The organism is Vibrio sp. Vb0304 (genome assembly GCF_033338995.1).
In the GTDB taxonomy this organism is placed as follows: Bacteria; Pseudomonadota; Gammaproteobacteria; order Enterobacterales; family Vibrionaceae; genus Vibrio; species Vibrio alginolyticus.
Genome location: NZ_JAWOTT010000010.1, coordinates 21625 through 45708 on the forward strand (window position 1 = coordinate 21625; position 24084 = coordinate 45708).

The window sequence follows — 24084 nt, forward strand, 5'->3', positions numbered from 1 at the left end:
TCTCCATACTTCTTTTCTAAGCACTCCATTAATGCTACCAACTCTGTTGCTCTTGCAGCAACTTCATATATTTTTGATTATAGTGCGCACCATTCTGTGATTTACTCGCCATTTTGAAATGTTGCTTCACCGAACGGCTTAAAACTTCGTTGGTGATCGGGTTTTGTCGGCCCCATTCCGAGCGGTTGAACTCACGGATATTGTTAAGCACGCTTTTACGTCCATCATTGTCCTTAGTGCGTACCGCCAGCCAGTAAGCATTCATTAAGCTTTGACGACGGCGAGTAACTTGACGTTCGTAGCCTTTCAATGCGCTGTTTGAGTCGTACTGCTGAACAAGTCGAGCCGGAGTAAAACCAAGCGCTTGTTGAGCATGTTCAAACAATGTCACATCATCAATGATAATTTCACCATTTCGGTTTGTGACAGTGCCACCTTCTGAAGCGTATCGCGCAGTTCTAAACACGTCCTTAATCCATTTTGGAGTCATGTATTCTACGCCGCGCAAATACTGGCCTTCTGTCATGTAGTCCAAACCACGCGCCCAAGATACAGCAATACCAAATGATGCACCTGCCGCCTGTTGAAGAATGTTTTCAGCAACACCAACGCTATCTTGTGCGTCTGATTCTTGTACCCAAAGGCGAAGCAAATCAATGTTGATTCGGCTTGAAACGCTAGGCATTGAACCGTAGTACAAGCCTTTCGCAATATCTTCACCGAACGTCTTAGCAAGTAGCGATTTTAGCTCTGTCTCTGCATCCCAAGGCTCATTGTCATCACCTGCCACTGCATAGGCCATATTAGCAATTGCCGCGATTGTAGCGACTGGTAGAGCGTTTAGACCGCCAATGGCAAACGTAACGGCAAATGTGCCAAGCAACTGCTTACGCGCTTCCTTTCTCACCTCTGGCGTTTCGCCCTTAATTGAATCAAAGAAACGGCTAAACAAGTAGTAAGTCATGTTTTGGCTGTACTGCTTGAACTGCAATGCTACCGCCGCAACGTCACCTTGCATGAATCGAGCACGGTTACGGCTCGAATAGTCAAAGTGACTATCCCAAGTCGCTTTAGTTGCGTAATCAAGTGACTCTTGTTTGCTTAGTCCGTTCTTCTTCGCCATACGGTAAGCAGTGATAAAACAAACCTCACGGTTCATTACTTCGGCCCAATGGAAAGGCGCACCGATTAGTTGCTGCGCTTTCGCCCATTTACCCGTATAGTTTGACGACTCTTGCTCTGCCATACCTGTTAAGTCGGCCATTTGAGTTACGTCGATAGCACCAATTTTGATCGCGTGGCGTAACGCCTCTCTCTCTTCTTGGTTAAGTACGTCTCCCAAAATGCCGTTGGTCATGTCCATATCACCACGCAAGCCAGCTTTTGATTTTTTAGCAACGAACGTCTTAGCAAATAGGCCCGATAGACTTGCCATTTCCGCCGCTGTTTCCTTAAAACCAAAACGTGAGCCAATGTAAGGCAAAGCAATCTGCCAGTTTTGGGATAAGTTGATCATCGCTGACGCTGGTGAAATACCGATTTGCCAGAAGAACCCAAAACCAGTTAGCGCTTGCGCCCATTGTGCGCGTTGTGGGTTCATCATCCATTCGTGACGCTTAACCATTTCGTTATACAAGCGTGACGCCGAAACGTTATTGCTCTTATCCGTAGCAATCTTCAACTCTTCCATTAGATCGGTGAAGCGCTTCTCTGTTTCTAGTCGCGCTTGTTGGTTCGCTTGGCGAACACCCTGATCTGCTAGCACACGAGCCGCATCTTCTGAATAACCAGCCACACCTTTACGGTGAATGAATGATTTACGAATTGAACGATCAGGCATGGTTTGCAAATACATTTGGTAGATTTCATCAGTTAACTGATCTTTCACCTTGTCGTTAGTTTGCGCACCTGAGATCGCCTTAATAATATCGCTCACGAATGACGCGCTAGCACCATTTAGGCCGCGACTCTCTTGGATTTTTAGACCAAAGCGCACTTGTCCAACTTCTAAGTTCGCATTCTTATCATCCTGAACCTTGTAGCCAGCCGCCTGAAGCTTTTTAACGTCTTTCATCATGGCGTTTTCAGTCTCATACATTTGGAATACACGCTCACCGCTTGGGTCAACAGCATCGATCCAGTAGTTACCAAAACGCGCCAACGGAACATAGAAACCAAGGCGTGATTTTTCCATCATGTAACGATGGTAAGTGTTCTCACCTGCTCGTTTGTTACCAGCCATGGCAAGATCAGTAATGCGCTCTTCTAGCGCCTTATCCATTTCCTCGCGTTGGCTAATGTAGTGATCGCGCACATCGGTAAAGACTTTTTGAGCATCTGGCGAAAGCTGTAGGAACTTCTCGCGTAATGCCTTGTGTTTAAGTCTTAGTTTCGGCTCGTTCTTAATCTCACGCTCTAGCGCTTGGCGTTCTTGCCAAATTTCAGAACCGCGCTTAGTTTGCGAACCGCCGTACTCTTGGTAAAGCTTCGCTAGTGTTTTGAGTAGCGCTTTCTTCTCATCAGTTTGGTCAACATACTCTTTTGACGGGTCAACATCGGCCAACGTCGCATCGTGCAACAAACTAAAGGTAGCTTCGGCGTCTTGTGGCTTATCCTTACGGAACTTATTCAAGGCATCAGCTTGTTTGTGAACTTTCTCAATCAAGTCTGTTTTGCGTGTAGTAAACAAATCTTTGTTGTTTACATACGACTCAAGAATGTTGCCAACCTCACGGCTTACTCGTTTTCTACCTACTTCAGCCATTTGGCGTAGGTTTAACAACGCCCAACCACCATTTTTAAGCGCATCAAACTGCTTGCTAATAAATGGAACGTTGATCTTGCCAAGCATTTGCTTGTAGAAACTCTCATTCTTCGCTGCCAACGCATCAGCAATGCTCACAATTGGATCGCCTTGCTGCGCCAAATCCTCATCCATGCTTGAGATTGTTTGGCTAAAGCGCACAACGTTAGAAAGCGTGGTCATTCCGTTAGGTTTTCGAAGGTCGCTATCCACGTTGTTGATCATGTTGCGCACTTCGGAAAGCGTGATTTTCTCTGCACTCAAAATGCCAGAACGACGCAATGCACCAAGCACCCAAGACAACACTTTGTCTAAGATTCGTTGAGAAACGCTAGACTCTGTTTCTGCAATCTTAGCGATCACCTCTTCCGCTTTTACGTCTTCCGGTGCGGTTCGATATGATTTATCAACCTCGGCAAAGATGCCTTTCAAAGAGTTAACGTTTCGTAGGCTGTTGACCTTCTTGGTTAACTGCGCTTGTTGAGCAACGTCTAGGTTTGCGTATAGGCCATTGTGAGCAATAAACTCATGGCGCAAAGTGCGGCGAACGTCAGCAACGTTTTCCAAGTTTTCTGCCACCAGCACAACACGGTTATCACCGGACAACCATACGCCTTTAACAATCGCATTGGATTCAGTTTCAACCAGTTCATGCAGATCGGCCATAGTTGGCACAACCATTACATTCGCACCTTTCAAACCGTCGTATTGGTTAATCCAATCTTGAGCGGCTTGAGTAACCTTTTCAGGCGATAGGCTGGTGGAAGGCTTTTTGTTGACTTCGCTGGTCTTGCTGAAACGAATATCGTCGTACTGATCGTTCGCTGGTTTTTCAATGACAATAATCTTTGTTGCTACGTTCGTAGGGTTCAAGCTGTTCTTGAATGCGCCAGCGTCTAGGTTGATCTCTTCTGCACCAACTTCATCTAGGTAACGACGGAAGTTTTTATTTGTTGTGTTGCCACGATTACCAGCCATTGAGCTAGTGATAGCAACCAACTTACCGCCATCTTTTAGCATCGTTAGCGCATGGTTGATGTGGTGAATATCTGCATCGTTACTAAATGGAGGATTCATAACAATGCGGTCATAGATTTCACCAGCGTTATATTCCAAGAAATCACCAGCAACAACGTTGTGCCCCTTCTCTTCAAGTAATTCGCTTAGAGTGAAAGCAAGTTCACCAACATCAAGATCTACGCCATTTAGAGCTGCAATTTGATCGGCAATGTGACCCATACCAGCACTTGGCTCTAGCACTTTCATACCTGGTTTAATATCGGCTAAATCAATGAGCTTTTTCACTTCTGCTTCAGGAGTTGGGAAGAAGTCATTAAACGCATTACGGTTACCGCGTACAGTTTCCTCAATCTTCTCTGTGAGTTTTTGTAAGCGTGTTTTTTCTTTCTGCGTTGACATTTTTCCGTTGTTCGCTTGCTCATATTCACGCAAGGCTTGGCGCAACGTGATATCGCCTTTAATACCCATGCGAATTAAGCGATCTTGCGACTTGAATAACTCGTTGATGTGCTCGACACGGTAAACAGTGTTTGATTTGCTACGCGCTAGCTGGCGCAATTTAGGAATAACTTTATCCCAACGCGCACCATTCAAGTTAACGCTCTCGTGCTCCTTCAAGCCTTTAATGTTTGCTCGAATAGATTTAGCCGTCATCTTGTAACCGTCTAGGTTTTCGATTTCTCGCGCAATGTATTCAAGTGACGCTGGCGTACTCTTCGGCGCTGGAAAACGAACGTAACGAGCAACCTGATTAAACTTAGTTTCTGGTTTTAAATGCCAGTTGCCTTGCTGATCTCGATACGCTAGTTTTTCTCGAACATCTTCAGGCATATCCCATTTAACACGGTTCATAACGCTTGTTAGTTCTTCAAGCTGGCTGATATCAGTCAAGTTGCCTAGCAGTAGGAACTCGCCAGATTCAACGCCATCGGCAATCTTACGCAAGATATTCGCTTGCGCCTCTTGCTTATCTGCTCGTGCCGCTGCGCTTGCTGCCATGGCTGCGCGACGAGAAGTATTAGTCAAACGCTGTGCGTTGTTTGACTCATCAGCTTTCGCCTGTAGTGATGCCGCTTTTTCGCGTAGAGCTTCAACTTGCTTCTCTTTTTTCGACTTCGTTTTCTCTTGATCGCGTTGTTTAACTCGTTCGCTTTGATCCACGTTCAAGCCGCCCATTACAGATAGGAAATCATCACGCGCTTGTTCAGATTTAAAGTCAAAACGAGCTGGCAAGTTTTTAGGTTTGTAAGCTCGTGCGTACCAACCGCCTAGCTGTTTCGCCTTGGCTCTCATATCGTTGAAAGTATCGCTATCAACTTCGCTAAACGCAGCGCCATAGCGTTGTTCACCTTTAGCTTCGTTGAGAACATCGACCTTGCTCAACTCGATAGTCCCGTCAGTTTCAACGGCCTTAACTTCAGCTTTTCGCTCTAGTTCGCGCTTTTCTTGCTCTGCTAGTTTGCTTAACTGATTTTCAGTGTATAGACGGTCAAACTCGGCTAGCTGCTGGTCATTGAAAGCATCAATAGTGCCGCCGTTAGCTCGTGCGTAGGCTTGGAAATCATCAAGTGTTTGAGGATTATCAAAAGCCTTTTTCTTGCGCTCGGCTTCCTGCTCACGCTCGAGTGCTTGTTGTTTTCGTTTCTCAGCAAGCTTGTTGTAGTCAGCATCACTCATTTCAGAAAGAATGTTGCGCATAGCTGAAGGTGATTTAACTACAAACATTCCACCATCAGACTGAATAGCAGCAAACTGGTTGCCGATATCTTTAACCGCTCGCTTAACTAGATCGTCTTTACGCAAGCTTGTATCAATCCATTGGCCCATTTGAGCAAAGAAATTGCCGATAGCTGGCTTCGTGAATTGGCTAAATTCTTCCTCTAAAGCCGGAACATCATCAATGTAGTTATCGATCAGCTCAATTGCCTCTTCCTTGGTGTACTCGCCACTTTGAAGCGCGTTGATAGCTTTTAGATATTCACGCGCTCCACTTGGGCGAGAACGGCCTTTTTTAGCTTTAGACGCATCAGTTTCGTTGCTGGTGGTCTTGCTAGATTTTAGTTTGCTTCCTTTTGGTGGCGTTGGCTCTGGCTTGTCGTCACTCAGATAGCTTTTTGCCAAGTCGATTGCTTTTTGGCGATCTGATTGATATTGGCTAGTGATCCAATTGCTGAATGAATACAAGTCGTGCGTATCCGCGCCAGCTTCTTCCATTGCTTTAGATACTGCTTTCCAAGCTGGTTCTAACTCGTAGCTCTTGACGCGATAAGTTGGGTTTTCTGCGTACTTATCTGATACAGCTTGAAGAGTATCAATGAGCGAAGGCTCTTGCTTATCTGCTTTTGTATTGGTTTTGCGCTCTTCTAATTTGGCAATATCACCTTCTAGTCTATTGATTAGTAGGCGCATGGCTTCGCCGTTCTCACCATTAGCAATACGAGCTTTGTAGTGAGCGATCTCAGCTTGTTTGTAGTTGATTAGCGCATCCAGCTCTTCAACGGTTGGATTAGACAAATCTTTAAATGGAGGAACCTTGGCCGGAATCTCTGGAATTTCCACATCGGAATCCGCATCTTCACCAAAATCTAGGTTCAAATCTTCCCAAGAGTTGGCGTCTAGGTGGCCTTGGTTTTCGTTGATAAACTTATCCCAAACCGCTTCGTTACCGCCTTTCGCTCGGTACTCTTTCCAGACTTCACCAAGCTCGTTGTAAGCATCTTGTTCGGCTTTTTCTGCTGTTCTTAGTCGGCGTTGTGCTGCTTTAACTCGTGGATGAGCCATATCAACACCACTACGATCCGTAGAATGTTGCATTTCAACTTCATCTAAGTTCTCTTGAGCTGCTTCAACTTTCTTTTGAGCTGTCGAGATTTTAGAGAGTTTGCCCTTAGCTTTACGGCTGATTGTGGCCGGAATCGCTTTTAATTGTGTAGGTTTGTTCTCAGCTTTTTTCGCCGTAGAGTCGCGCTCTGACTTCACTCGTTCAGATAAGTGGCGATCAGCATAATCACGCAGATACTTATCAAACTCTTTATGCTGTGAAGAAGTTAGATCGGCACCCTTTTTAATTCCGTTTTCGTCTCGGAACTCCGCAATACGATGAGTGATCCAAGACATATAGCCAGCATTGCTATTGATAGATTCAAGCTCTTCCGCTTCCAAAGTATCTAAGTACGCTTGATAACGTGGGTTATCTGCCTTACCTGTTTTTGCTTTAGCAAAGCGTTCTTTTGCAATTGTCTGATTTACGTCCTTAGCTTTCTCTGGAGTGGTAATGCCTCGACGCTCAGACTCAATCTCTGAACGTAACCATTTAAGATCTTCAGTAGTGCCTTTGCCGTCTTTGATTTTGTTTAGACGACCTAAACGAGCGGTAGCGCGTTGGCGAGAAAGGTCACTGTCACTTGCTTGGTATGCCTTCTTAGCGTCGGAAATCTCGCGATCCAAACCTTCCAACTCTTCATCACTAAGTAGTGCGTCATATTTTGATAAGCGAGTTTTCAGAACGTCACCAAAGCGGAGCAAATCACCTAGCTTGCCAGTAAAGTAAATCTTGCCTGCTGAATTGATATATTCCGCAGCATCTTGCAAAACATTCATTTGTTCAGGCGTAGGCATTTGACCGCGATCAAGGCGTTGCTCAACACTAGGCCAAATATCAACGGCTTTCGCTGTCTTTTCGCGTTCTTCGACTAAAAGTGATTGGTCAACAACACCTTTGCTTTGGGCTTTTTCTGCTTCGCTCTGAAGGTAAGATTCATTGCTTTTTACAATAAGGCTTACATATTTATCCGCTGCTTGATTAGCTTTTCCAATAGCATCCATCAAGCGCATATCGCTACCTTTGCCATAGTCAAAAGCAGTAACCGGTTCCTCTTGTTCCGCTAGTCGGATTTGTACCTGTTTAAGCTCTTTATCTTGAGTGACGTAAACCGATCTCTCGCCAATAGTTGCATTCCACTTTTCGACTTTAGGCGTCAACGTTGTGGTATTACCGCTGCGCTTAACGTCCACTCCATCAATACCTTGACCTATTTTAAGGGTAGGTTTCTTGGCTTTTTTGCTATCAGCTTGAGCGTTTACTTCTTTGTCCAACCAGTTCAGATCATCTTTTGTACCCTTGCCTTCCAAGATGTTCTTGATGCGTTGTTCACGGTTAACTTTCTGACGGCCTTTGATTGCGATTTCAGCTTGAGCTTTACCAAGTTGACGGCCAAGCTCTGAACGTTTTGCAGCTTCACCAGATTGGTAAACATACTCGTCGCCAGTCTGTGGCAACTCTTCACTGTATGACTCAACCTCTCGAGACTCGCGCTTATCAAATTTCTTTTGAATACGAGCATTGCGATTAGGTTGGCGCTGTTCGACCTCTTGGGTTGATGCGGAAATAGGCTCTTGAGCAACTATATAAGGCGCACGATAACGCTCCTGCTCTGTTTCTACAGGATTTAGGTCATATTCATTCGCTAGCTTGGTGAATCGCTCATCACGATTAACGTCTTTAGGATTAACGTCAGACCATCGATCAAACTCAACTTGTGGCGCGTCATAAACTCGTTGATTCTCGATACCCGTTGCTAACGGAGTAACGTCACGTTCACCGTTTGGTTGATGTCCACCAGCAAACGAGTTGGTTTGAGCTTGTTGTCTCATACCTTGAAGAACACGCGCCTGATTGCGTTGAAACTCTGGCGTTTCCTCAACGTTTGGTTGATAGCCATTGGTTCGAATGCCGCGATTCTCTAGTTGCTGTTGAGCATTGCGCTCTTGAGCTTGCTGATCACGCAGAAAACTCTCTTCATCAGTTGGGCGTAACTGATCGACTTGTTTTAGCTCGTCGGAGTTAATGACACGCTGCAAAGCGCTGATCGCTTGCTCTTGGCTCATGCTTCCGTCACGACGCGCTTTTGCAATCTGAAGCACTGCTGCTGGCGAGATTTCCATGGCGCGTTGCAAGCCTTGTTTAAAGTTTTCGTCTTGCGCTGCAATTTCATCGACAAAACCAAGCTCACCACGTTGAATTGATTGGCTCAATTCAAACTTATCTCGTTGAGTATCTTGAGAATGGTATAGCTCTGAATCTGCCATTACTTCGCCAGTTTCAGGATCAAACATTTCTGCTTGAGCAACTTCATTATCAACTGGTGATTTTTGTTTCTGTCCAATAGCACTCAAGAACTCATTGTAAATTGAATTCATTGAACGCTGCGCCGCTTGACGTTCTTCAATGGATAGATCTGTATTAAGAGTTGCCAAGTAACGGCTCATGTCTTGACGCAATTGCTTCGCGTAATCATTGCCTCGGTCTTGTTTTTCCCAAGTTTTGATTGCGCTGACAGCTTGCTGGCCGTCACGGATTAGATCGGCATGATTGTCTGAAGAGAACAGATTAACAGGCGCTTGCTCTTGCTGTTTTGCAGCTTCAGAAATTGGTTGTTGTGGTTGCGCTTGCTGTGGCTGTACTGGTTCCGGCTGTTGTGGCTCAACACTTTGTTGTGCTTCCGCTTGATCTTCCGTTGCGTGACGCTCTGCTGCTGGTGGCACTTTACCCATTGCAGCACCTAACGCTTGATGTGCTAAAGCCGTAGATTCGTTAGCATCAAAGCCCATAGAAAGAGCGCGGTTCTCAATCTTCGGTCTTAGAAGAGCCTCAATCTCTTGATCTGTTTTACCAACCGAGCGCAATTGCGAAATCACTTCTGGATTGATCGCTTGTTCAATCTTGCTTTCAAAGTTACGACGACGGTAACGACCAGCCACACCACTAGGCGCACCAAAACCACCACCGATCAAACCACCGACTAAACCAGACTCAAGCGCAGCCGCGCCAACGCCTTCGGAGTTGTCGCCTTCAACGTCCATCTTTTCGTTGGTATGAACGTTAGAGCGGTATTGTTCAACGCCACCTTGTACGGCCTCGGTGCCACCTTCAGCAAGTACACCTTTACCAATAGCACCTTTGATTGTTTTGCCTAAACTACCTTTTAGCAGTTTAACCATTGCCTGATCACCTACCGTTTCACCGATCAGGTTGACCATGCCTAGAGTAAGGTCGGTTTTAATCGAATCTCCAACCTCTTGGGCCAATCGAGTACGAGCGTTGTTTAGCGCCTCTTCATCAGAGATATTCTTATCCGCTTCTTCGGCCACATAACGCTTGAACTGTGGAGAATCCATTAATTCGTGATAAGGAATGTTCTCGATTTCTCGTTGAACATTTAAGGCTTGACCACCGTTACCAGCCGCCAAGTTTAGAAGTGCGTTAGTACCGACATTGGCACCTTGGGACACCGCAGCGCTTCGACCTGCCATTGACGCTGCTTTACCTGCTGCACCTGCTGGCAACATGGTTACAGCCATACCACCAAGCACATTAGATGCTGTGCCTAACCATGTACGCCAATCTTTAGCACCTTCGCCAAAGCTCATATCATCATTGATGATATCTTTCGCCATGGCTTCGCGCATTTCAGGCGATAAGGTTTCGTATTGCTCATTAGCCCAATTCTCTAATGAACTTGCTGCCTTTTCTGCACCAACGAAATTCGCAGCACCAGCCAAAGTTTGCAAAGCGCCTTGTTGAGCCATATCAACAACGTCACCAAACGTTGATGTGTTTTGATTGCGTTCCCTTTCCTCAACTAGACGCATCGCCTCTCTGAAATCCATCGGTATCCCCTCTTATTCTGCATAGGAAATAGACAGGGGAAGTATAACCCCAACCGCACCGATTGGGGATTTTTGTTTACGTTCGATGAATTAACAATTAGCCAAACCTAATGCCATGTAGCGTGCGGCTGGTAGAGCATTTTTACGCTGCTCTTCTACTCGTTGAGCCTGAGTTTTTAAGTTATCTCTGGCGTTACTTGTTAGCTTATCGGCTGCGCTATAAAAGCCACTATAGTTAAGCCAATCCATTGCCTGTTGTTGTTCTTCAGGACTCAAGTTCGCTGCCTTAATTGCTGCAAGCTTTTCTTGATAAGTTCCATCAGAGTTTAGGATTTCCTCTCGTAAAGCCTCTAACTCGCCTTGATTTGACGGTTCACCTTCTGTCTGTCCGGCGGCCTTCTTCTCGCTATTGGTGAACTCTTGAGACTCGCTTATCAGCGTTTCATTAGATGGCTTTTTCTTGATGATATCTTTACTTTTAATCATCTCTTGAATAGCCTTATTTACCTGATCAGGCGTCGCGGCTGGGTTTTCCATTAGATAAGACTGAAGTTGCGCTTTGCTGCCCGCTTTGAACTCATAATCAGGATATGACTCAACAAACGCTTGCGCTCGTTTTCTTGCCATATTTTGCGCTTGTTCCTTGGTTAAATATTGAGGATCATAACCTGTTAGTGGCAAATACATCATCGTATGACGCTCTAGTGCCTTCTCCCTTTCTCGATTCAAGCGATCAATTTCAGCCTGATAATCTTGTTCCTTATCGAACATATTGCGGTCAAGTTTGGCAATCTGTTCATCATACTTACTATTAATTCCGTTTTGTTCAGATAGCTGTTGCTTCGCCAATTGAGCCATTGAAGAAGATGAACCACTAGAGCCAGATCGACTAGAACGGCCTGAGCGACCACCATATACAACATTGCCATTTTCATCGAAGTTCAGAGATCGACCTGTTTGAAGTTGACGCCAGTTGTTCAACTCTTCACGGTTTAAATGCTGACGAGTATCAATCATGGTTTTCATTCGGTTACTAAACTCCGACAATGGCACAACTAAGATATTGTCATCTGGCTTGCTTGTTCGGTTTTGAGTAACCGGAACTGTGACAGTTTTGCCATTATCAAGAGTTAGATCTTGCTCAATAACTGCGCCACCGCCTTGAGTGATTCGAACTGCCGAAACTTTTCTCTCAACTATTTGATGTTGCTTACCATCCTTATCCGTGTAGATCGTAGGTAAACCTTTTGCCTTGGTGATTTCAGGCATCAATGTTTCCACTGCATTGATCAACATTGGGTCATTTTCTGCTGGCATTTCACCTTGTGCCATTTTGTTGAACAAAGTCGCCGCCTCACCTAAAGCCTTGCCAGCATCACTACCAAGAATGTTGTTCACATCAAATTGAGGGTTTTTAGCTACATAATCTGCAAACTCCGGCGTCTCCATTAAGGAAAAATCGCCGCTGGCAATCGCCTTATCAATCGCTGGAAGGAAGATTGTTTGAAAACCTTCTTGGCGTTCCATAAGTGTTTTCTTATGGTTATATTCTTCCTGTTGCTGCTTAAATGTAAGCTCTGCTTGCGCCCACTGCTTTTCTTGTTGTTTTCGGCTTTTGGCTTGCCAATCTAGATCATCTTTACGCTGTAACTTTTGTTGTTCTCGATCTTCAAGCCCTTGCTGCCAACGAATATCTTCTCGCTGTTGCAAGATTTTCTTTCGTTCTCGGTCTTCGTTGTGCTCCTGTCTCCACAACTCACGATCTTGCTGGCGGTTGTGTAGGTCAATTAATCCTGCACCAACTCGAACGCCTTCATTAAAACTACCAATAACGTTTGCCATGAAAAAAACCTCTAAAAAAACGACGCAGCTAGACCACCAAGAACGGCACCAATTGCACCACCAGCAACAGTACCAACGACAGGTACAACACTACCAATTGTTGCACCTAGAGTTGCACCAGTACCGATACCTGACGCAATACCTTGCTTGTATTGCTGTTTAAGCTGCTCGTTCACTTGTTTGCGCTGTTGCTCTTGGTTAGAAAGATTTCTATAAGTATCAAGCGAACTTCTCGCGTTATTTCGACCAATATCAATTAGACCGTATCCCATATTAACCCCCTAAACTCCACCAACTGAGTTAATTAAGTTTCTGCTTCCTGACGAAACACCCGTCATCAATCCGACTTGTAAATCGTTTATAGCTTGGCGAGTGTTGTTATTAGTTGAAGCTAGCGCAAGCGCGTTATTCATTTCCAAGTTTCGTTTTTGCTGATCAGTTCGAAGATCACCTAAACCATACTTTCTAGTTGCATTTGCAGCATTGATATTGGCTTGTTCTAAGTTCTTCGTGGCATTTGCGTTATTTCTATCTAACTGCTTATTTAACAACTTATCGGTCATAGCAAGATCGATAAGTTGATTCTCATATTGCTGGAAGCGCTTTAGATAATCTTCGTACTGCTTTCTCGTAAGATTCGCGTATATGTATTCAGGATTACCAGAAGCGTTAACCATCATGTTTGAAAGATTATCGCTTTTAACACTGGCGGTTGGAGCGGTTGTGGCTGGCGCGGCTGAACTGCCAGTATTTGGATTGTAATAACCTAATTCACCCTCTTGAGGCATGATTATTTTCTCCTAACGTTTAACTTAAACCGTATGAACTAGCGCCGCCCATTGGCGCAAAGCCATCGTCTGATTTCATACTTTTGTAAGTATCTGGTTTGAAGTAATTACTTAATCCCTGTCCAGCGCTTGATAGCATCTCTTTGCCTGTATCGGTGCCAGTAAGTAAAGAGGCACCAGCGCCAGCAACCGCCGCCGGAATAGATACGGCGTTAGCTTCATCAATTGCAGCTTGGTTGGCCTTACGCGCTGACGCCGCCGCGATATCGTTAAGCCCTGCCGTGGCTTGAGTCGCCTGACCTCGCCCCATTGCAACTACGTTTTGAAGATTGCCAGTAAAACGCTCGGTTACGTTGTGTTGGCCTTGCGCAGTAGTTTGCACCTCGTTGGCATTGGAGCCTGAGATTATGTCGTTTGAAGCGCTAGACGCCTTACCTGAACTTGGATTAAAGCCAGATGCCGACAATTGTTTTTGAGTCTGATTGACAGCCGAACTCGTTGCACTATTCGACGTTGTATTGGCCGCTCCTGCTATTTTCTCGTAGTTTGCCTCGTCCCCCATTTTTTCGGTGATACGCATATATTCGTTTTCAATTGGAACAAACACCTCTTGATATCTATTCCACTCTTTAGCCGCCACCTCTGCTGCTGCAATCTGATCGGCAGTTGGTTTTGCTTTTTCTGGCCCTTTACCCATTGTTTACCAGCCTTTTCTCAAACCTGATTAAACCTTGCTCATTGTACCCTACTTTTTTAAATCCGTGAGCGCGCCAAAGCCTGTACACACCTGCTCTTCGAGCCAATGAAACAATCTTTTCTGCACCCACATCTTTAGCAAGTTGATAGTACGCATTGATGTAATCTGATATGCCATGCCCGTTATCAGACCATCCAAAAACCACATACATAACTATCTCGTTATCTTCGTGCGTCACCTCCAAAACTGCGCCACAACGCTCACCAACAAACAAGTGTGCATCACCACTATCCAACTTACTGATCACCTCTTTCGGCAAATCCGGCAAATCATCACGACCAGCCACGTAAACAAGCTTTCTCACAAGCATGTAGATATAATTGTTGTGATCAACTTTAGCGAACCGCACTTTTTACCCCTGAACGATCTAGAGCACCTTAACAAAATGGCGCAATTCCAAAAGCACTAAACCTAAGCTTTGTAGGTGAGCACTAATCCAGATGAGTTCCACACATGCCAAGAATTGTTTTCGTGGTTTCTTGCGCGCAAACTAACCTTATAAGCCTTACCAGCCGGAAGACTATGCCGCCAGATCGGTGAGTTTTGAGCGCTCATACCACCAACATCTTGACTATGAACAACCTCATCATTAATTAAAAAATCAAACCATGCACCGAACGTAGTCACATACACACTCCCCCAAACAACCTCACGATCCCAAGTAGCCATTGGAATATTTACTGAGTAGAGCGTCTGAATTAGTCCTGTAGTACTTTCTGTCTTCATAACCGTGTACGGATAAGGTTTTATTACATCACCAACGATCTGATTAACATTGAGACGACCTTGAATATCGCAAGAATCAGTAATCGTAACGTTCCTTAGCACACCAGAAGTCGCGGTAATTTTCCCCGAAACATCAGCATCAACCATTTTTGCCACACCAGCCGCGCTCACATAGAACTTGCTGTTCGGGTCATTAATCGTTGACGCTCGTAACGTTACGTTTGCGATCACTGTATTTGCTTGCACGCTTGTTGCCACTACATCGCCAGCAACCAGATCTCTAATGTCTGCAACCTTGATTGATGCAGTGTCGATTGCGAGTACATATTTTGGCGGAGCTGTACCAACTTGACCGCCGTTAACCCAATCCTGATAGGCTGGGTTTTTGATAGTGCCAAAAACCGGAACGATGCTGTTGCTACCTGTACCACCAGTATTCTTGTCGTAAGCGACCTTAAACCCTGCGTTCTTAACAACAAATTCTGCGTTTGCTGTGCTCGTATCAGTGGAAGACTTGGCTATAAGAGCAACACTAGCCGTCATTCCACCTATGCTTGTTTTAACGCCCCACAACGCAGAATAGCCATCATCAAGATCGGCCAATGCTTCACTAATCTGTGTGACTGAAGATGAAACGCCGTTAACCGTTGCATTAACTTTTCCAATCTCGGTACTAATCGCCTGATTGGTTTGCGTCTTTGTGTAGTAGTTCTTGGATAGATTCGAGCTAACACCGTCAATTGATGATTGCAGCGTCAAAGCAGATTTAGCAATGGCCTGATCGGTTTGCGCTTCAGTGTAATAGTTGTTGGCTAAGTTACTCTCAACCTCTCCAATTTTTGAAGACAATGAATTGGTTGCAATATTGATCGCCTTTTCAGTATCAACCCACGTTTTATAGTTGGTTGATAGATTGCTCTCAACTCCTTCAATTGACGCTGACAACGACGTATTTAATTGAGAAATTGCTGACGTTAGCTTGGCGTTCGTCGCGTAGTTTTGCTCAATGCTTGAAATCGAATCGCCTAACTGAGTTTCGAGATCTAACTTGGCTGTAGATATAGCCTTATCAAGCTCAACTTGAGTCGCAAACTCTTGGCCTACCTGCGCAAGAATTGACTCCCCATTAGACTGAATTTCTGACTTAACAGACTCTCTTAATGCCGATAACGCGCTATCAACTTCAACCTTCGTTGCGTACTCTCGTTTGATCTGAGCAAGAATTGATGTCTCGTTTTCCTCGATCTGAGAAGTAACCGACTCTCTTAAAACCGCCATTGCCTTATCGGTTTCAACTGCTGTGTAGTAGTTGGTTTCAATCTCGGCCCTTAATGTCCGGTTCTCTTCTCTGCGAAATGCGCTTTCCTTATCAACGGTTACAGCGTTTTGCATAGCTGCTTCCGCTAATAATACGTCGATATTCTCAATAGTTTCTGCGTCTGGAATGGATGAAAAATCAATGCCTTCTAATGCCTCCGGTAAAGGAATTAGTTCGGGATGTTCTTCCATCTCCTTAATGATCAGGTCAAGGTAATATTGAGGGTCAACAACGCTCTTTGCATGAGTACCATTAATTGAGTTAATCGCTGAACGTTCGCCTTTTAGGTTTACGAACTTGATCCAATAGTAATAATCACCCGTAGGCTCAATCGGCAATGACGCAACGCTAGACGGAGTTGTTTGCACCACAATAGCATTTGCAAATACGTTATCTCTTGCTTGATAAATTTCGGTGTAAGCATGGCCTTTATATGGCGCGGTATCCCACGAAAGCAGTGCGATACCAAAGCCAGATTTAACCACTAAGTTTTGTGGTGTAGTTGGCGTCTGAACTTCCTCACCAACAATCGGATCACCACTACCGCCGTCCGAACTTGGGATATTAATTGTGCTCTGTAATTTACCGTTTCTGTAGTCAGCAAAACCGAGCTTTTTCATATCTTCCCAAAGGACGGCTTTTTTGCCGCCCTCGCCACGCATACCGATCAACTGTTCCAAGTTGTCGGCAACTGCATCCATTACAGCGTCACTTCCTTTCTTGTGGGGAATAGATTGGAATTTACCCTTTAGCTTTTTGCCGCCTTGTAATGTACGAACTGCCATTTACCCGTAAACCTCTGCCATACTAGAAGCAATGATCACCTCTTCTAATATTCCAGTGCCATAAACTTCAAATTGCCATGAGTTGCCCCTTGCTGGTGGAATGCGTATAGGTCGATTAGTTAACGTACCTATCTCGTAATCTTTGATGACGACTCCATCAACGATAATTTTCATTCCAACCAATGCCGGATCTTCCGCTCGGATATACAGCGTACTAAGTGTTGGATACATGGCGTAATACTCTTTAGAACGCCAAACATACGCTTTAGGTTGGCCCTTGTTCCATTCAGCCAATTTTGTTCCATCTTCGCTTCGAACATAAAGCGTACCTGTCACTAAGTCAGTAAATCCAAGGTTTGAACCTAGAGAATGGAACGTAATGCCACCCGTTTTAGGGTCGAATATGAACGACTTATCAAGCGCCTTTCCGTAAAAAGCCAAATACTTTCCATCGTAGTAGTAAGCTTCAATGGTTTCTGGCTCCAATGCTTCCCACTGCTTAGAGTCAATAATATCTTTGGTAATTAGCTCAACGTCTTGACCAGTGAACGCACAAAGGCCATGAGGAGACGCATAGATAATTAGGTTGTCGATATTTCTCATAGAGCGCTTGGAAACACACGCTTGCATAGACTCAAGCTTTCGCCCACTGATCGCATCACTGGTGATACCTTGGAACACCCAAGGGTAACCTTTCGTGCCAACCAATAGCATATTGCTCACTGATTCCATTGCTACGATTTCGTGCTCTGTTGTGAGCTGATAATCTACAGGCCATGCGTGAAGCAAATACGGCTCACTAAAACAAACAGTTCGGTCATAGCCACCAGCCATAATTCCGTTAGGCATTAGGGTTAAAAACCGTAGCTTTTTGTTAGGCATTTCGTATTTTTCACTTTCCAGCGGGAACCCAAGATCATCGGCTGACTTATCATCCACAAACGTATTTTGTGAAATCGGAATTTCCCCAACCAGATAGAAGTCAGAAACACCACCCTCTGTTGACGTTCTATAGATTCGACGTTTAGTGATATTGCCGGATAAAACACCTTCACTTTGAAATGTCAGCGTAACCGTACTCTCTGGGAACTTAATTTCAGCTTGATTGCTGATCGGAGATTGCGCCCCTTCCTCTTCTTGTTCGCTAACAAGCGTGTAGACATAAAAACGAGTTTCGTCGTCGGTTGCCTCGTCTTCTTCTGGTAGAGGATCAGGAGCATTTACTTTTGCTGTCACGCCATGCTCTGGCGCTGGCACTCCTAATGGATAAGAGTCAACGGGAAGATCACCAACACCATTAAATATCTGGTTATTGGTAACACGAACTCCGGTATCACTTGTAAAATAAACACGGTTCCAAGGGTCACCAACAATTGGCGACACAACCACATCAACATCAGTTTTCCACTTGAACCACCAATCTAAAAACTTATAAACCGTTCTATGGCTTTCCGTTAAGCTTTCAGTGGTGTCCTTCAAGCCAAGGTAAGGCTGAAGGTTTCCAACCGGAAACTGACAATCTACCGCTTTTGTAGCATATTCATTTGGTAGGAGTCTCGGCGTCTGTTTTGGCCGTTCTCCAAAGAAAGTAGCGACGTTAATTCTAGGCATTATTTACCTGCTCTCTCTTTGTAATCAGCAACGGCTTTCAAGCCAGCAACATCGGCCTGTAGAGCGCTTATATCTTGGCGAATATCTTTTACATCAGTGCCAATGTTTTGTTGAGTCGTCTCGATACTGTTCAAGCGATAATTCATCACATAGCCAGTCCCAACTATCGAAGCACACAACATCACAACGCCTAGTGGATTGTTGTTTAGTAACTTCTCTAACATCTTTCGCCCCTTTCAATTCGGGGTACTTTCGCACCCCGTCATAAACTGCAATGCTTGACCAATAATAACTCGGAATAAAAACACTTTCTCGATTGAAAACAAAAATCACCAATCGAGAACTTTAGATTTCTAAAAATTCGAATGGAGTTTGCATATCCCCTTCTGTCCAAGTGGCATATTGATTAAATAGCTTTTCCAATCGAATCGCATAAGCATCTTTAATTTGTTGGATTTGATTGTACGTCAGTCTTACAGGTTTATTATTTGCTGCAATCCAGACCGTCTCTTTATCCAGCATATTATTTCGCTCTGCATACCATAGCGTTTCATCCATGTTGTTCCGGTCAACTTGGCGAACTTGGAACTCATATCCATGAATAAAGATGTTTGATAGTTGTATTTCATCTCGCAAAGCTTGCGCCTTGTTCCGATGAAACTCCGCGATCACATTGTCAGGCTTTCTCTCGACAACTGGCGTCTTGGTAACAGTAAACTCTTCATCATTGACCAAATAATCGTATTCACCATTATGAGTGTAATAATTAGCGTCGTATGACACTTCAATTACTTCATAAACGGCGCGGCGATTTTGCATATCGATCACTGGCCGCGCTGGTGGCAACGTGTCAACTTCTTCACCATCTTCGCCAATAGTGATTTCAGGAACAAAGTTCTCTACATCCACCAGCCATTGAAGATATTGATCGTGGTTTACTTGAAAATCTTCCCAAGCAATTGCTCGTTCAAGCTCTGGCTTAACAAGTTGCTCCCAAGACTTACCCTCCCAGCGTCTTTGGTTTGCATCCTGATAAGTAATTTCTTCAGGCTTATTAAGAACGATAACCGTGTATTGCTCAGTTATAGGGGAAGTTTCCTCCCCCTCTGCGTAGCCAATCACTCGTTCTCGAACATCTTCAGCATAATAATGCCGGATATTCTCATCAATATCGGTTAGAGCTGTGTAGTCGGTATCAATGATCATAAATCCACCCCACTAACTTGAGAACCAGCACGAGCTTTGTTCTTTGTGTAGCCGTATGGAATTGCCAGCTCATGCGTACCATATAGACATAAATCACCATTGAGATTCTTATATGTCCCAACCTCACTTACGATTCGCAGTTTTCCATCATCACCCCATAAGTCCGACTGTGAACCATATACGACCAAGAAAGGATCTCCCGTTGGAGCTGTGATATACACAAAGCCTTTTCCGTTCTCTAACCACACATCCCCCCAAGACGCAGTAAAAGACTTAACGCAGCGAAGCAACTTATTACCCAAAGCATTTGTAATACTTGGATCGGTTAAATAAAACTGACCAGCAACACCATCAGTCGCAGTGTTAGTGGACGTAATTTTGGTTACATTCAACGACGAATAGCTACCAACCCAAATCAACTCATTGAATGATAGATTTAAATTGGCCTGTTGGTTGTTTGAACTCTGACTCCACAACACTTTGATTGCTGAATCATCATAAGCTGGTTCACCTAGTGCAATACATTCATGCGTTGGCGAGAAATCAGGGTTACTAGCAAAATATCCATCAAGCAACGTACATTTGTTCAGCTTCACTGTTTGGCTGTGTGGATGCTTCTGCGAGTAGCCACTAACAACTTTGTTTATAAAACTTTCCCGTAATAATCCACCACGAGTACGATCATTAAACATCGTTGCGTAAACATCACCGACGCCATTAGCGCCATTTAATATAGGCTTGATGTTTGCTGATTTAGTAAGTTTTGCGCTAGCAGTATAAGAATGTAATGCAACGCGAGTTGATGGGATTGCAGAACTGTTATCACGCGCATTTAATGATGAAGCGAACGTATAAGTTCCGGTTTGCCAAGCTGCGTCACCGTCGCTCCAATACATTCGCAGATCCTTATCCACCGCAACGTGAGTCATCGGAAATTTATTTGCCACCAATGTATTGTTTGGAACAACCGGAATCCAGCCACCAAGCCAACCATTTGCTAGTTCAGTTTTAGCCAAAATGCGCTCTGGCGAACCAAGCACATCAATCATATTGAAATTGCCCGATATCTCAAAAGACGCATAGTCACCAATAACACCACAAATAACATCCCCAACAGCGTTACCTAACCTATCTTCCATTTCTAGGTAGTAATCAAGGTTAGTGTTTCTGTATATCTTCTTAACTTTCCTTACCACGCCATTGACGATCAAGCTACCAGAACACTCTACACCTTGTGCAATGCTGCTAGCTGTTGGGATCCAATCTGTATTTCCCAATAGTTTATTAGCCTCAATCCGCAAATAAGTACCATGAGCGGCGCTTACTGTGTATTGAGGTACAAACGAACGCATACGGGGAAGATGTTCTTTACCACGATAAGTACCTTCGATTAGCTTTTGGAAAACCTTAGCTGCTTCATCTTTGCTCCCCATATCCCAAGCAGATAAACGGTAGTCAATTACACCACCTTGACCTGAAGCATAGATAGCATCGTAACGTTTAGCATCAGGACGACCGTAATGACTTGATGCAATAGAACCACCATAAACGCCTGTGGTGTTCGAGAATGCAAAACACTTTTGTACGTTGATAAGATTCCTAGCACCTTCACCTTCATACCATTTAGAGTAACCGACACCGTCAGTTCTCCACGTTGCCGAACCCATAGGGTTAAAGCTTGGATGATAAGCACCTTTGTTTAATCGAGGAACTACACCGCAAACATAGAAATAACACTCACCGTTTACTGCGTAAGAACCATCTGAAGCATGAGAGAAACGAACTTTATACGCGCCCAAACTTTCATCTGGACGAATAGGTTCAACGTTGCCATCAAAAACGCCATACCCAAGAACATTATTAGGTTTACCAAATGAAGTGCCATTACCTCCGAGTACATCTTTAATGCCCTGTGGATTAACCACCGAACAGTTACCAAACACGCCGTAGAAATGTAAATAGTGTTGTGTTGCATCGACAGGACTAAAGCCTTCCCAATCCCCATTACCTGCACCTGCAATAGTTCTCTGACGGACACGCCATTGAACAAGGCGTCCATCATCAAGTAAATAAATGTTGTGTTCAGGATTAGAAACTAAAGCTCTCTTCTGCTCATCCGTTGCAGCCCAAAAGTCAACGCCTTTACCTTTTGAGCCTGTATCACCATCAAAAGCGGCATAATAAGTTACAGGTCGATTAGAGCCTGTAGTAGCAATACCTTCCATTGTGGAAGCAAGCGACTGAATACAACCATAAGGATAAACAAATGGATTGGACTTGCTGATTTCTTCTAAGAAGAACTCAAAACCAAACATATCAACACGCTCAATAACCACTTCTTCGGTTACTGGCCGCACATAATGCAACTTAAAGTGAGCAGTACCATTGGCGGCTGCACTATTCGCTATAAAGCGAATTGTTTTTGAGCTTGATTCTGTCGAAGTGAAAGTACATTTGTAAATGCCAGTCTTTCTAGGGTAATACCATGCTGTGGTACTATCCTCACCATCACTCGGTGACAAGCTAGTACAACCGCGCAGTGAAATACCTTGACCAATCTGACCGCCGCTATTAACTATTTCAAAACAGATTTCGTATTTCTGACCAGCCACAAGCTCAATCGGAAGATAAACACCAGACCACGCAGAAACATAGCTAACAGCTAGAACACCATTGCCTGCATTATCAATAGTCGCATCGGCAGTAGATGGACGCCAATACTCTAAGCCGAGACGCAAATCAGCGTTTTTACAAGCTCCCTCAAATGCACGAGCAACTGCTTCATTACTATTAGCAGCAACATCCCCATACTTAGGATCAGCTTCCTTAGACAAATCTAGATTAACTTTACCAGAACCACGACAGTTACCAGTGGAGTCATAAACAACTGCGCCGTTCGGGGCTTCAGGAAACTTAATCGAAGCCCTTGGTTCAAACGCATCGTTGATATTAATCAGTTGCGAAATAAAGCCTGCGATATGCGTAACGGCATGGTTAGTTTTTGACGTTCCTGAAGCATTGGTGACCTTACCTATTCTTAGGCTATTTGGTGAATCTAACTGCGACCAAAGCCCCTCATTGACAGGAACATAATTACCAGAACTATAGTGACGACCAAAATCAACGAATCCACTAGCCGCAAACTGTTCACTAGCTAGCATTCGTGCTGCTTTCATGTTTGCTTCGCTTTGGCAATAGATTTGCCAACCAACATAACTACCGGATTTAATCTCTTCCGCTACTTGCTTTGTTTCATTCGCTAAGGCTTCAGTTTGCGTTTTCAGGGTTTGAGCATCGGTTTTACTTTGTGCTGCGCTTGTAGCTGAAGCAGCCGCTTGAGTAGCCTTTTGTGTTGCCGTTGATGCTGCTTGTTCGGCGCTCTGTTTTAGTGAAGTCATTTCACTAATTGCTGCGGTTGATTGCTGCGAAATGGCTGCTTTTTCTGTGGTAGCTAGATCCGTGATTTCGGTTTTGCTTGCACTAACTAAGGTGTTAATTGCACCCTTGCTCGTATCGGTAAGTGACGTAATGCTATTAGTGCCACCAGCCACTAGATCTGAAATTTCACCCTTACTCGTTGTCGTAAGAGTCGTAATATCTTTCTTGCTCTGAGTAGCAAGAGCCACAATGTCACTTTTGCTTTTGGTAGCTAGCGCCGTTATTTCACTTTGACTCGTAGAAGAAAGTGAAGAAATGCTGTCCGTTCCACCAGTAATAAGCTCGGCAATATCGCTCTTACCAGTAGTTACTTGCGCAGAAATCTGGCTCTTACTTGTCGTAACCAGTGTTGTGATTTCGCCCTTAACGGTAGTCGCTTGCGTAGCAATAGCCGTACTAATAGCAGTAGCCTTGGCATCAATTTCAGTTTTTGATGTACTTACAAACTGCTCAATATCTGTTTTGGTTTGCTGAACTTGAGAGGCTTTTAAATCCACATCGCTTTTTGCTTTGTTCACTAAAGCCAACGTATCCGCCGCATCAGCCGCATAGCTCTTCGCTGAATACTTGCCAGGTTCAACTTCGACACCTTGCGCCGCATTAGAGTATTGACGAACAAGATCTAGAGCTGCCTGTGTATTAGCTAGATCGTTTTTAATACTTTCAGACTGAGCGATCAGGTTTGTGATATCTGACACCAGTGTTTGAAGTGGCACAACCTCTATAGTTGAGCCGTCATCGGTGTGAATAAGAACCTTGTCAGCCGTTGATGTGTAATAACCTCGAAGGTCATCAAGCAACACTTGTTTTGAGTTGATAGCCGCCGCGACCATTGCGGCCACACGAGTTGCAATAGTTACTGAAGTATTTCGAATGATCGCATACTCACCATTTGCTGGTGGAACGCCAGTAAATGGTCTGAACAGTGACAAATGTTCGTTATCGGTGATCGATTCGACCTCATAAATACTGCCAGCTATGAACATGATATCGCCAGCTAGCGGTTTATTTCCGGCATCAACCCATAACGTACCAACGCCTACAACCTCTTTTGAGCCGTCGGTTACAGTTACCGTACCTCTTCGATACCAGCTACTACTCATTGTGCTCTACTCCAATTA

Annotated in this window: 11 protein-coding genes; all 11 read right to left on the reverse strand. The window is 44.4% G+C overall.

Translation table 11 applies throughout. The features are described 5' to 3' along the window. Window positions 1-34: 34 nt before the first annotated feature. A complete protein-coding gene (locus R7P35_RS13600; RefSeq protein ID WP_318092202.1) occupies window positions 35-10492 on the reverse strand; it encodes a PLxRFG domain-containing protein in 10458 nt (3485 codons plus the stop codon). Window positions 10493-10582: 90 nt separating this feature from the next. Further along, a complete protein-coding gene (locus R7P35_RS13605) occupies window positions 10583-12334 on the reverse strand; it encodes a hypothetical protein (protein ID WP_318092204.1) in 1752 nt (583 codons plus the stop codon). A gap of 11 nt (window positions 12335-12345) precedes the next feature. Then, on the reverse strand, window positions 12346-12606 hold the full coding sequence (locus R7P35_RS13610; protein WP_021454663.1) for a hypothetical protein: 261 nt from the start codon (window positions 12604-12606) through the stop codon (window positions 12346-12348). A gap of 9 nt (window positions 12607-12615) precedes the next feature. Then, window positions 12616-13122, reverse strand: coding sequence for a hypothetical protein (locus R7P35_RS13615; RefSeq protein ID WP_025558175.1), 507 nt, complete (start codon window positions 13120-13122; stop codon window positions 12616-12618). A 19-nt stretch (window positions 13123-13141) separates the two neighbouring features. Further along, on the reverse strand, window positions 13142-13819 hold the full coding sequence (locus tag R7P35_RS13620; protein ID WP_021454682.1) for a hypothetical protein: 678 nt from the start codon (window positions 13817-13819) through the stop codon (window positions 13142-13144). Beyond that, window positions 13812-14228 (reverse strand): hypothetical protein, encoded by a 417-nt coding sequence (locus tag R7P35_RS13625; protein ID WP_025507223.1) that lies wholly within the window; start codon window positions 14226-14228, stop codon window positions 13812-13814. Before R7P35_RS13625 ends, R7P35_RS13620 begins: the two co-directional genes overlap by 8 nt. A gap of 62 nt (window positions 14229-14290) precedes the next feature. After that, window positions 14291-16708 (reverse strand): phage tail tip protein, encoded by a 2418-nt coding sequence (locus R7P35_RS13630; protein ID WP_079879343.1) that lies wholly within the window; start codon window positions 16706-16708, stop codon window positions 14291-14293. Next, window positions 16709-18319, reverse strand: a complete 1611-nt coding sequence (locus R7P35_RS13635) for a hypothetical protein (protein ID WP_053318068.1) — start codon at window positions 18317-18319, stop codon at window positions 16709-16711. It abuts the gene before it with no gap. Further along, a complete protein-coding gene (locus tag R7P35_RS13640; protein WP_020840883.1) occupies window positions 18319-18543 on the reverse strand; it encodes a hypothetical protein in 225 nt (74 codons plus the stop codon). Before R7P35_RS13640 ends, R7P35_RS13635 begins: the two co-directional genes overlap by 1 nt. 121 nt (window positions 18544-18664) lie before the next feature. Further along, a complete protein-coding gene (locus tag R7P35_RS13645) occupies window positions 18665-19525 on the reverse strand; it encodes a DUF4376 domain-containing protein (protein WP_065969342.1) in 861 nt (286 codons plus the stop codon). After that, the gene (locus R7P35_RS13650) at window positions 19522-24066 is read right to left on the reverse strand and encodes a hypothetical protein (protein WP_064490280.1); all 4545 of its coding nucleotides are present in this window, start codon (window positions 24064-24066) and stop codon (window positions 19522-19524) included. The genes R7P35_RS13645 and R7P35_RS13650 overlap by 4 nt, the downstream gene beginning before the upstream one ends. Between the last annotated feature and the right edge of the window lie 18 nt (window positions 24067-24084).